The following is a 12,190-nucleotide window of genomic DNA, read 5'->3' on the forward strand; positions in this document are numbered from 1 at the left end:
CCTCGCCCGGTTCGACGGACCCGCCCGCGCGATCCGGTGTGCCATGGCGATCCGCGACGTGCTGCGCAGCCTTGGCCTCGAGGTAAGGGCGGGCGTACACACCGGCGAGGTCGAGCTGCGCGACGACGACATCAGCGGCATCGCCGTCCATATCGCCGCGCGGGTGGCAGCAGCGGCCGAGCCGGGCGAGGTGCTCGTCTCACGTATCGTCGTCGACCTGGTCGCCGGGTCGGGCCTCAGCTTTTCCGCTCGCGGCGAGCACGCGCTCAAGGGTGTAGCGGGCGAGTGGGGGCTGTTCGCCATCGACGGCTGACGGCGCGGGCCTGGGCCAGGGCGCCAACAGTGCATCGATTGCGCCTGGACGCAGAATTGATACGCTTCGCCCAAGCTTGCCCGCCACATTGGACAGCGCAAATCTCAAACGTCAGCCTTCATGCCTGCGTGGATGCGCGAATCGCCGACCCGCCGACCGCCCTGGAGGCGTTCATGCTCAGGAGTGGCTCATGACCGATCCGCTATGGACGCTCTACGCCGAGCAGATGGACCAGGTCGACGGCTGGTTCTTCGAGGCCGATGTCGAACTCTTCAGCACCCTGCTCGCCTGCCAGACGGCCGAGGGGATAAGGGGCGACATGTTGGAGATCGGCACCTATCAGGGCAAGTCGGCCATTCTGATGGGCTACGGCGTCCGCGACGACGAAGAACTGGTGATCTGCGATTTGTTCGGCGCAGTGACGGATCACGCCGACATCGCGCCGATCTCCAGCCAGCAATATTCGGGGCTGGATCAGCAGCAGTTCCTGGCGAACTGGGATCGGTTCCACACTCGCCGGCCAACGCTTGAGGTCTGCGAATCATCAGAGCTGGACCTCGGCGATCGGCTGCTCCGCTTCACTCACATCGACGGTTGTCACAGCTACCGGTGCGTCGCACAGGACATCAATCTCGCCGTGACGCACACCGCCGAGCGAGGCGTGATCGCGATGGATGATTATCGAGGCGTCGAAACTCCCGGCGTGGCCGCAGCCCTCTGGCAGGCCGTCGGCAATGGCACGTTGTTCCCCTTCGCGGCAACGTATATGAAGATCTACGCCTGCACGTCAGCCGCTGATCAGAGTTACTGGTTGGAGCGGGTCCGCGATCGCCGCGACATCTGCGCCTTCCCCGATTTCACGTTGCCGTCGTATCAGAGCGTCTCGGCCAAGCAACTTCATCACTCGACCGCTCAGCCGGGCGTTGCGGAATAGCCGCGATTAGTCCGCGGCCCGCGTCCGCCGATCAGTCACCGGCCCCAGGCGGACCGCCTCCTCCAAGAGATCGGCGGCGATGGCAGCGCTTTCGGCGGGGGTTGTCATCTGGGCGGCGACCTCACGGGTTCGGGTGACGCAGTGTGGGGTGAGGATGGACCGCAGATCCGCGATCAGCGAATTCAGGGTGGTCTCGAAGAAGGCCCGCCCGATCCCGACTCCCAGGTGGTTGACCGCAGCCGCCCACATCGGCTGATCGACCGACACGGCAAGGGCCAGTGTGGGGACTCCGGCCCGGATACCTGCGAACGTTGTGCCGGGACCGCCGTGGTGGACGACGGCGCGACAGGCAGGAAAGACCTCCGAGTGATTCACCGCGCTCACCACCTTGATGTGGTCAGAATCCGGGATTTGCGCCAGATCACTCACGCCGCTGCAAATCAACCCCCGCTCGCCCAACTGCGCGCAAGCCGCGCTGAGCATTGCGATCACCTCGTCGGGGGACGCCACCCGCGCGCTACTACCAAAGCCGAAATAGATTGGCGGAGTACCCGCGGCAATCCACGACGAAATCTCCTCGTCGACGACTGTGGGTAACTCCAGCGTCAGGCCGCCAACAAAGGGGCGCCGGGTATCGCTTTTCGCCCACTGGGCCGCGAGTCCGGGGAAGAAGAGCTCGTCGTAGGCCTGGATCTCCAGCGGTGGTCGCCGCGCCGGACTTGCTTGCTCTGGCAGGCCAAGTGTTCGGCGTTGGGCGTCTCCGGCCTCCTTGGTTATGTGCGTACCGGCCTCGCCCGGCTCAATCGGGTAAATGTGCAGCGCGGCCACCGGAATGTCGTGGTATTCCGCAACATTGGCGGCCAGTCCCTGTTCGCTTGCATCTGTCAACAGCAGATCGGCCCCATCTGCCAGCGAGGCGAGCGCAGTTCCCAGCTTCGGCCAGAGTTGGTTGAGATCGTTGAAGATCTCCCACGCCATGCTGACAGGGTTCGGCGTGTTCCCGTATTTGCGGGCGATGGCCGCGTTCTGCGCTGTCTGGTCCGGTCCGTGTTCGACCGCAGCTAGCCCCGCCGACTCGACGAAGTCAAGATAGTTCGGCGGGACCGCCATGCGGACATCGTGACCTCGATTCTGCAGCTCCCGACCGATGGCGGCGCATGGCTCGACGTCACCCCGAGTTCCCAAGGTTGCCAGCGCAAATCTCATCGGCGCACCTTAACTTGTGGCGACGTGGGTGCGCAGTCCGGTCCGATGTCGGCAAAGCGAACATTTGTCGTTTCGGGCCCGCGCGCCAGGAGAATGGGCCGACATCGGCGACACAGGTGAGGAGCGAACACGAGCGAGGCCGTCAGCCTCCTGTCTGAAAATGATCCTCGCCGGAACCGGTGAGCGGATGAGCGCATCTTCGCTACCCTTAAGTCGATTTATCTATCGCCTGGCAAGTTGAGGCCAAGAAATGGCTGAAGGACCCAAGGCCCGCGCACGGGGGACGGGACCGAGCGACATTGTCGCGGAGTTAGCTGCTGCTGGATTCGACAATGCTCGCCAAATCGCTCGAGGCGCCGCCGGGGTAGTCTATTGCTGTCGCGAGACTGCGCTAGGGCGCAATGTCGCCATCAAGGTGTTGCCGGCATTTATCGACGACGAGAGTCGCGAGCGATTTCTGCGTGAGGGCTACGCCATGGGCGGGCTCTCCGGGCATCCGAACATCGTCAACATTTTGCGAGTGGGCGTCACCGCCGGCGGCCGGCCTTACATTGTGATGTCGTACTGCGCCGCGGGTTCGCTGGCCCTACGCATGCAGCGAGAGGGGCCGATTGCCTGGCCCGAAGCCGCGCGGATCGGTGTGAAGTTATGCGGGGCGCTGGAAACCGCGCACCTGACCGGTACTTTGCATCGCGACATCAAGCCTGCGAACGTGCTCGTCAACGACTACGGCGAACCGCAACTGACGGATTTCGGGACGGCGCACGTCGCTGGGGGATATGAGACCGCGGCCGGATTGTTCTCCGGCACAGTCGATTATCTCGCGCCCGAGGTGATGACAGGCAGTCCGGCGACGGTCGACACCGACGTCTACTCGCTAGGCGCCACGGTCTATGCGCTTATCGCGGGCAATGCCGCATACGAGCGTCGCAGTGGCGAAGATCTGCTTGCGCAGTACAGCCGGATCAGTGCGACGCGGGTTCCGGACCTGCGTCCCAATAGGATTCCGGACGCGGTGTGTTCGGCCATCGAGCAAGCGATGGCGTTCGACCCGGCTGAGCGGCCGGCGTCAGCCGCGGAGTTCGGCCGCGGGTTGCAGGAGAGCCTGCGCCGCAACGGTTTAAAGCCCGATTCCATGGCGATTACTGCGGTCAGTGGCGGTTCGGGGCGCACGGTCAGCCCCTCGGCGGGCGTATTCGAGGCGCGCACCATTCCGCCGGGCGGACGCAGCGGAAAGACCTCGTTTTCCAGACCGCCAAGGATTGCCACACCGCGTGCACGGATCGCCGACTCGGAAAGTGCCACCTCACTGCTCAACCCGTTGAACGAGCGCAACCAAGCCGGGCCACCGGTTACGCAGTCGCTGCCTGCCGGCCGACAGCAGTCCGGTCGAGCACCCGCTGCCTCCCGCGTTCCGTTCACTGCGGACGCGCCGAAACCGGCTGCCGCCAACACCTCTGACCCGACCCAAGTAATTGCGGAGCAGACCAGTCTCACCGACGCGATCGCGCCGGCCAGTTCTGCTGACCGCCGCGAGGTGCGAGGATTGGCGACCGGGGCAGTGGCGTGGTTGAAGCCGACCAAGAGCAAACGCAGCCGGGTCACGGCCGCGTTGATCGCCGTTGGCATCGTGGTGGCGGTGCTGGTGTTGGGTAGCGGCGTCTACGTGCTTCTTACCCAGGGCCACAGGCCAGATCAGGCCGCCTCGAGTCAGCCAGGCAACCAGGCACCGGCCAAGTGGCAGCCGATAACGAATGCCCGCATCGCGCGCCAGGCGGCGGCCACCACGCAAGCCGACGGAACGATCTGGATCTTCGGGGGAATGGGAAGCAACCACGCTCTGGTCGCCAACCACGAAGGCTATGACCCCGTCATCGACAGCTGGAAAAGTGGAGACGATCTGCCGGTCCCGGTCCAGCACGCAATGGCCGTGACCTGGGAGGGAAACCCGATCGTGCTCGGTGGCTGGCGCGGCGCGGGTGCCCAAACCGTTGCCAGCGACCAGGTTTGGCGGGTGGTCAACAGCCACTGGGTGGAGCTGCCCCATCTGTTGCAGCCGCGGGCGGCAGCGGCGGCAGCGGTTGTGGGAGACCGCATCATCGTCACGGGCGGCGTGGATGCGAACGGCGCGTTGTTGAACACCAGCGAGATTTTCGATGGCAATTCCTGGACACTTGGCGCGCCGATACCCACTCCGCGAAAGATGCTGGCCGCCGCCTCGGACGGAAAGCTGGTGTACACCGTCGGCGGAACCGATGGCAACGCCGACCTGGCCGCCGTCGAGGCGTATGACCCGGCCGCGAAAACCTGGACACGGTTGGCCGACCTGCCGCAGCCGCGCAGTGACTCCGGCGTGGCAATCGCCGATCGGCGGCTGGTCGCGGTCGGTGGGCAGTCAGCAGGACAAGTGCTCAAGAGCGTGGCAATGCTCGACCTGACGACGAAAACGTGGGATGGCTTGCCGGACATGGCAACTGCACGCCACGGCATGGCGGTTGATGCGGTGGGGAAGTCCGTGTACGCGATAGGCGGGTCCAGTGAGGTGGGCGACGGCCAGGCCACCTCCTCGGCGGAAGCGCTGCAGCTACCGGCGCGCCAGATCCAGCCGGCCGCGCAATGGCGTTCACTGCCGGACGCACCGACGGCAAGATTGATGACGGCCTGGGCGGTGCTGGACGACAAGATCTGGATCATGGGCGGGCTGCGTGATGGAGTCGCATTGCAGACGGTCGAAAGTTATGACCCGCGTTCCGGCGCCTGGCAAGCGCAAGCCCCGTTGCCCGTCCCCTTGCACCACGCCGCGGCCGCCACCTACCGCGGCGAAGTGGTAGTGCTCGGTGGCACCAGCAGCGACCTCGCCCAGGCGTCCACCAAGGTGTTCGCGTTGCGCGGTGGGAAGTGGGTGGAGTTGCCGAACCTGGCCCATGCTCGGGCTGCGCCGGCGGCCGCGGTGGTGGGGGACAAACTCGTCGTCGTCGGTGGACAGAACGCCAAGCAACTCGTCCCCCAGACCGAAGTGTTCGACGGCAACTCGTGGCACGATGCGGCCAACATGCCCACCCCGCGCGAACACCTGGCGGCGGTATCCGACGGCACGTATGTCTACACGGTCGGCGGCAGGTTCTTGTCGTCAGACAAGAACTCGGCGGCGTTCGAACGGTTCGACCCGCGATCCGGGGAATGGACCAAGGGCGTCGACATGCCAACTCCGCGTGGCAGTTACGGCGCCACCTTCATCGATGGTCGAATCGTGGCTGTCGGCGGTGAGGCGCCGACGCAGGTGCTGGGCGTGGCCGAGATGTACGACATCGCTGCGGGGACGTGGACCACCCTTGCACCGCTGCCAACGCCGCGTCATGCCCAGGCGGTCGCGGCCGTCGGCAACACCGTGTACTGCATTGGCGGCGCGAATCGGCCCACCCATGAAGGCCCGGTCGCGACCGTCGAGGCCTTGGATTTCAAATAGCGACGACGGGTCAGTGCCGCCTGAGCCGGCTGCGCCAGCCCACGAATCCGGCGTACACGATGGTCAACAGCGCCAGCATGCCGACATCGAACAGCCAGGTTTGTGCGGTGTGTTTGAAGTGGCTGTCTTTCGGAGCCAGCGGGCCCGGCTCGATGGTCCACAAGTCGACCGTCGAGGCCTGCGCCGCGTATCCCCATCGCGAGGGCACCGCCCACGACAGCTGGTCGAGTCCGACCCGATCGGTGACCGGGACCATCCCGCCGCAGAGCACCAACTGCAGCATGAGCGACACCACCAGCAGCGGCATGATCTGCTCGTTGGAGCGGGCAAGTGAAGACAGCACCAAGCCGACCATCGCCGCGGCCACGCACATCGCGGCGGTGGCGACGTAGAGCTCGAGCGTTGCACTGCCGAGGAGCAGGGCCGGCTGTGTCGGCGCTCCCTTCCCCAGGATGGTGATGGTGGTGGCGATCGCCGACTGAACGACGGCGAACACGAAGAACACAGCCATCTTCGCGAGCAGGTAGGCCTTGGTCGACAGGCCGACGGCCTGTTCGCGGCGGAAGATGGGGCGTTCGCCGATGAGGTCGCGGATCGTCAGCGCGGTGCCCATGAAGACGGCAGCCATGGTGAGCAACATCAATACCGAACCGGGTTCGTCCGAGCCGTCGCCTTTCGGGTCCGCGACATGGAATCCCGTCGAACCGGGGACGGTCAGCGCCAGCGCGCCCATCACGAACGGCAACAGCGCCAGGAATATGAAGTAGGCGCGGTCGGCGACGATCAGCCGCACCTGGCGGCGCGCGATCGTCAAGAACTGACGCCAGGTGCTGGAGCGCGACGGGGCGCCCAGATCGGCCGGCTTCTCCGCCTCGGTAACGGCCGGTGGCGGTTTTGCCTGGGCCAGAAAGCGGCGATTGGCTTCGTCGGGATCCGCGCCCACCATCCCAAATATCTTGGCCCAGTTGCTGGTTCCCATACTGGCTTCGATTTCGTCCGGCGGTCCACAGTAGGCGGTCTTGCCGCCGGGCGCCATCAGCAAAACCTGGTCGCAGAGATCGAGGTAGGACAACGAGTGCGTCACCACCAGCACGACGCGGCCGGCGTCGGCCAGTTGTCGCAGCATCGTCATCACCTGCAGATCCAGCGCCGGGTCCAAGCCTGACGTCGGCTCGTCGAGGATCAGCAGCGAAGGGCCGGTGAGTAACTCGAGGGCCACCGAGGCGCGTTTACGCTGCCCGCCGGACAGCTTGTCCACCCGCGTATCGGCGTGCTTGGTCAACCCGAGTTCCTCGATAACCTGGGCCACGACCTGCGCGCGGTCGGACTTGCTGGTGTCGGGCGGCAACCGCAATTCGGCCGCATAGTTCAGTGCCTGGGACACCGTGAGCTGGCGGTGCACGACATCGTCTTGGGGCACCATGCCGATCCGGCTGCGCAGCGAGGCGAACTGGGCGTGGATGTCGTGTCCCTCGAAGGTGATCGAGCCCGAACTCGGGCAGGTAGCTCCGGCAATCAGCCGGGACAACGTGCTCTTCCCCGCTCCCGATCCGCCGATCAGAGCGGTCAGCGTGCCGGGTCGTGCGGTCAACGAGACTTTTTGGATCAGCCGCTTGTTACCGACGTCGAAGTCCACCTCGCGCACCTCTAGCCCGCCCGTGCGGGTAGCCGCTTCGGCGCGGCGCAGCAGGATTTCACCGTTGAAGACCAGGTCGACGTTGCCGATCGTGACCACGTCACCCGCGGTCAGGGGTGCCGACAAGATTCGGGTGCCGTTGACGAAAGTCCCGTTGATGCTTTGCGCGTCGTGGATCTCCATGCCGGTCGGGCTCGGGACCAAGTATGCGTGGTAGCGCGAGGCCAGGACGTCTGCGATGACGATGTCGCTGTCGTCGGCGCGGCCGATGACGGACGCGCCCGCGGGTGGCGCTGGAAGCTTCGATCGAGAGCGCTGCACGGCACGCCGCAGGTTGGTGCTGTCGAACTCCGAGGCTTCGAGCGTTTTGGCGCCGATCTCGGTGAGTGGTTGGCGTGACACCGCGGACCGGGGGACCGGTTGCGGTTCCGAGTTGGTGTCGCGGGTCGGCACGGATTGGCTCGGATAGTTCACCGCGCGGCGCGGGCCGTTGTCCTGATACGGCGGTGGCGGCGCGGCCTGCGGACGGCGGGGCGGGCCGGGGTGCGGTCGCGCGATGCGCGGAGAGGAGACACCGGCCCGCCATGCCGGTTCTGGACGAGCGGGCCTCGGGTTGCCCGGCGGCGCGATCACCGGGACCGCCTCCACCGTGGGTGGTAGTTGGCCGACAGTGCCGTCGTGGCGTCCGATCCCGAACTTCAGACGTGGCCCGTCCGGCCGGGCGAGGTTGACGCTCTGGCCATCGTGGATGTCGGCGCCCCGCACCCGTTGACCATTGACGAAAATGCCTGAGGGGGAACCGTTGTCGATCACTATCCACTTGCCCTGGTCGAAGCGCAGCAGCAGATGTGCGCGGGCGACCAGCGGATGGGCAACGCGCATATCGGCGCGCAGATCACTTCCGACGACCACGTCATGGCCTGGTGCGAAACTGCGCTGTGACCAGTCCGATTGAACCGTCAGCACGGGTGGTGCGGGCCTACTCATTGCATAAGTATTGGACGCACAGCAAACAAGTGCTGACTATTTCGCGTTAATTGGAGTATTCGCAATCTCGACCATGAGTGGCGCCATCTGGTCGGCCGCCCTGGATCTTTACAGATGGGCCGCGGAGATGCGGCCTTTTCCGCTCATCGGGGACGGCAGATATCTAATCTTCCGGCATGGAACGCATCTGGCAGTGGATATGGGATCGCTACGGGCCGAGGTACTCGTGGGCGCTTTGGGCGATCGTCTTCCAATTCTTGCTGCCGATCTACCTTGTCCCGTCGTTTTTCGTTGTGGCGTTCGAGAAGTCTGACCGCTACCTCGAGGCAGCAGCCGTCACCGCTACCGGCGTGGTGGTGCTTGTGTATCTGACGCTTCTTCCCGGCCTCGGGGGGATTCGCATCGCGGAGCAATGCGCGGCGGGCCATGAGGTCGACCGAGCGGAGGCATTGCAAGCCACGTACACCTGGTCTCGGCGGACGGTCGTCCGAGCAGTGGTGAGCAATGCCGTCTGCCTGGCGGTGATTTTGGTCCTTGTCGGCGTAGTCGGAGGCGCGACATGGTCACGGCTGGTCCAGTACGCAATTCTGGGCGCCGCCGTCGGAACTGGCGTCCAGTTGATCGGTGTGCACAGCTTCGCGGAAGCCGCGCTGCGACCTGCCAGGATCGCCATCGCCGGTGACATGGCAATTGGCGATTCGCTGCCGCGCTCTCGCCCGACATTTGCCGTGTGGTCAGACGTGTTGGTGGTCGCGGTCGCGTTTGTGTTCACCAGTGCGGGCGCGATGGTGGCGGCTGTGCTCGATCGGACCAGCGAGGTTCCCGTGGCCTGCGTCCTGATCGGATGTGCGTTCACGCTTGTCTTCGGGGTTCCGATGACCGTTGGCGCCTCGTTCTCACCGTCCCTGCGGCCCATACGTGACCTCGACGAAGGAACCAAACGCGTTGCGGCCGGCGACTACGGCCAACGGGTGCCGGTCGTTCAGGACGACGACCTGGGTGCACTGGCCGCGTCATTCAATCGCATGCAGGCGGGTTTGGCTGAGCGACAACGCCTTCAGGGAGCGTTCGGCACCTATGTTGACCCTGGCCTGGCGACGCGGCTGCTACAGCGGGGCGATGATGTGTTCACCGGTGAGCGTCGTGAGGTGACGGTAATGTTCGTCGACATTCGTGACTTCACTCCGTTCGCTGAGGCGAACACCGCCGAGGACGCGGTCGCCCGGCTCAATGCTCTGTTTGAAATCGTTGTGCCCGCCGTCGTCGACGCCGGTGGCCATGTCAACAAGTTCCTGGGCGACGGAGCGCTCGCCGTGTTCGGCGCACCGAACGATCTCGCACATCACGCGGACGCGGCGGTATCCGTCGCTGTTCAGATTCAGCGTCTCGTCGATGAACGATTCGGCGGCTCGCTCCGGATCGGGATCGGCATCAACACCGGTGTGGTGATCGCCGGCACCATAGGTGGTGGCGGCAAGCTCGAATTCACGCTGATCGGTGACACCGTCAATGTCGCAGCCCGCGTCGAGCAACTCACCAAGGCCACCGGCGACGCGATCCTTCTCACTCTCTCATGCGTCGATGCACTGGCGTCTCGACCGCCCACACTCATTGACCGGGGATCACACGTGTTGAAGGGCAAGTCGGCCAAGGTGGAGGTCTTCACTCTCGGCCCGGAGGCTGCCGCCGCACGCTGAGTTTGCGCGGCGTCCAAGTCTGTTCTATGAGCTGTGCTGCTATGGCCAGTCACGGCGCGGCGGGCTAGTGGTGGTGCGGCGGTTGCTCGTCGCGGAGCCGGCGCTCGTCCCACGCCTCGCGTGCCTGCTCCTCGTCGCCGAACCTTTCCAAGTCCTCGGGCGTGACGTGCACCCGCTGCGGTTTTGGGTTGGCCTTCGGGCGCGGGGGTTCACTGGGCATGAGGCGATTGTCTCTCTTTTGGACGAATTCCAGGTCTTGGCTCCTGGCGATGTTCTCGACGATGATCTGACACGCTGTGTCATAGAAGGCGCTGATCAGGGTCGAGAAGGAGAGCTCGAAGGGATAGATCATGTGCACGGCCAATGGTTCGACCGCCCAGTCGGGCAGGATCGGCACGATGGTGCCCGCCCGCAGTTCCTCGGTGCAGATGATCTGGGTAGGCATGGCTCCGATGCCGAGGCCCTGCAGGATGTACTCCTTGCAGACCTGAAAGTTGTTGGCCCGGGCTCGTACTCGCGGTGACAGCTCGTACCGTTTGCCGAGTTTGGTCACCGTCAGCTTCTGCGGACCGCAGAAGCCGAAGTCGATGAACGGCAGGCTGTTCAACTGTATGGGTTCGGAGAGCGTCTCGGGCAGCCGAGAAACGAAATCGGTTGAAGCGCATAGGAATAGCTTGAGATCGAAAACCTTTCGCGCGATGAGCGTCGAATCCTGCAGCGGTCCGGGGCCAAACACGACGTCATAACCGTCTTTGACCGGGTCGATCATGTTGTCGACCAATCGAATATCCAAACGCGAGTGAGGGTAGCGCTGAAGGAAGGTGGCACCGACCCTGGACGCGTAATCGATGCCGAGGCTTACCGGTATCGCGACCCGCAGTTCGCCCTGCGGTTCCTGTTTACTGGCCTCCACCAATGCGCGCACACCATTGGCCTCGGTCAAGATGTTCATCGCGTGGTCGTAGATCTGCTCGCCGATATCGGTGACGGTCAGCTGGTGGGTGTTCTTTCGCAGCAGCTTGATGCCCAGGTCGGATTCCAGCTTGGTCAACTTCCGGCTGACGGTTGACTTGGGCATGCCCAGCGACGTCGCCGCCTTCGAGATGCTGCGGCAGTCCACCACCTTGCCGAATACCAGCAGGGCATCGAGGTCAAAGGGCAGATTCTGTTCCATGGGCGGTGTTCCAAGTATGCAACAGGGTGTTGCGTTCGTACACCTTCTTGGGGGTATCAGCAACTGCTACCGTCGGCCGCACCACGTAGGAGGGAAACGGGGATGAATCAGCCCATCGCCGTCGCCAAGCCCCCGAATGGGCACTGGACCGACGCATATCCCGAACTTGGCCGGGGTCCGGTGTCACTTGAAGATTGCGTGTCCGAATCGTTCTACGAGAAGGAACGCGAACATGTCTTCAAGAAGACCTGGCTCTACGTCGGACGCGTTGAGCGAGTACCGAAGTCGGGTTGCTACTTCACCCGGGAGCTGAGGTTTCTCAATACGTCGATCATCATCGTTCGGGGCAAGGACGACGTGATCCGGGCCTTCCACAACATCTGTCCGCACCGCGGCAACAAAATGTTGTGGGAAGACGATCCGTTCCAGGAGGTGTCGGGCCGCGCGCCGTTGCTCTACTGCCGCTTCCACGGCTGGCGGTACAAGCTGGACGGCTCGCTCCACGCGCCCACCCGTCAGGACCTGCTGCTGGATTTCGACGCCGACAGTTGCCGGGTGCCGGCGGTGCAGTGCGAAGTGTGGGAAGGCTTTATCTTCATCAACCTCAACCCGGCCAACACCGAGTCGCTGCGTTCGTTCCTCGGCGAACTGGCGCATGGCATCGAGGGCTATCCGTTCGACGGCCCTCATCAGGTCTACAAGTTCTCCGCCGAGTTGCAGTGCAACTGGAAGATTTTCGTCGACAGCTTCGCCGAGAGTTATCACGGACCGTATTTG

Annotated in this window: 7 protein-coding genes and 1 pseudogene; 5 read left to right on the plus strand and 3 right to left on the minus strand. The window is 64.4% G+C overall.

The window, feature by feature from the left end:
• Positions 1–313, plus strand: a 313-nt coding sequence (locus tag A5625_RS27180) for an adenylate/guanylate cyclase domain-containing protein (protein ID WP_304441901.1), incomplete at its 5' end; no start/stop codon positions are given.
• Positions 314–503: 190 nt separating this feature from the next.
• Positions 504–1,247, plus strand: coding sequence for a class I SAM-dependent methyltransferase (locus tag A5625_RS27185; protein ID WP_067001806.1), 744 nt, complete (start codon positions 504–506; stop codon positions 1,245–1,247).
• 6 nt (positions 1,248–1,253) lie between these two features.
• On the opposite strand, the gene A5625_RS27190 is transcribed toward A5625_RS27185, so the two are convergent.
• On the minus strand, positions 1,254–2,453 hold the full coding sequence (locus A5625_RS27190) for a glycosyltransferase (protein WP_067001809.1): 1,200 nt from the start codon (positions 2,451–2,453) through the stop codon (positions 1,254–1,256).
• Positions 2,454–2,703: 250 nt separating this feature from the next.
• Here A5625_RS27190 and A5625_RS27195 point away from each other — a divergent pair, with 250 nt between their 5' ends.
• A complete protein-coding gene (locus tag A5625_RS27195) occupies positions 2,704–5,919 on the plus strand; it encodes a serine/threonine-protein kinase (RefSeq protein WP_067001811.1) in 3,216 nt (1,071 codons plus the stop codon).
• Between the two features lie 10 nt (positions 5,920–5,929).
• Here the strand turns inward: A5625_RS27195 and A5625_RS27200 are convergent, their stop codons facing one another.
• Positions 5,930–8,542 carry an ATP-binding cassette domain-containing protein gene (locus A5625_RS27200; protein ID WP_067001814.1) on the minus strand — a complete coding sequence of 871 codons (2,613 nt, stop codon included), beginning with the start codon at positions 8,540–8,542 and terminating at the stop codon, positions 5,930–5,932.
• Between the two features lie 176 nt (positions 8,543–8,718).
• Between A5625_RS27200 and A5625_RS27205 the strand changes: the two genes are divergently transcribed.
• Positions 8,719–10,239, plus strand: coding sequence for an adenylate/guanylate cyclase domain-containing protein (locus A5625_RS27205; protein ID WP_067001818.1), 1,521 nt, complete (start codon positions 8,719–8,721; stop codon positions 10,237–10,239).
• Positions 10,240–10,498: 259 nt separating this feature from the next.
• Here the strand turns inward: A5625_RS27205 and A5625_RS27210 are convergent.
• Positions 10,499–11,413, minus strand: a pseudogene (locus tag A5625_RS27210) (LysR family transcriptional regulator); the annotation flags it as partial.
• Positions 11,414–11,515: 102 nt separating this feature from the next.
• Here A5625_RS27210 and A5625_RS27215 point away from each other — a divergent pair.
• Positions 11,516–12,190, plus strand: a 675-nt coding sequence (locus tag A5625_RS27215) for an aromatic ring-hydroxylating dioxygenase subunit alpha (protein ID WP_156748627.1), incomplete at its 3' end; no start/stop codon positions are given.

Source organism: Mycobacterium sp. 1465703.0 (assembly GCF_001672975.1).
In the GTDB taxonomy this organism is placed as follows: domain Bacteria; phylum Actinomycetota; class Actinomycetes; order Mycobacteriales; family Mycobacteriaceae; genus Mycobacterium.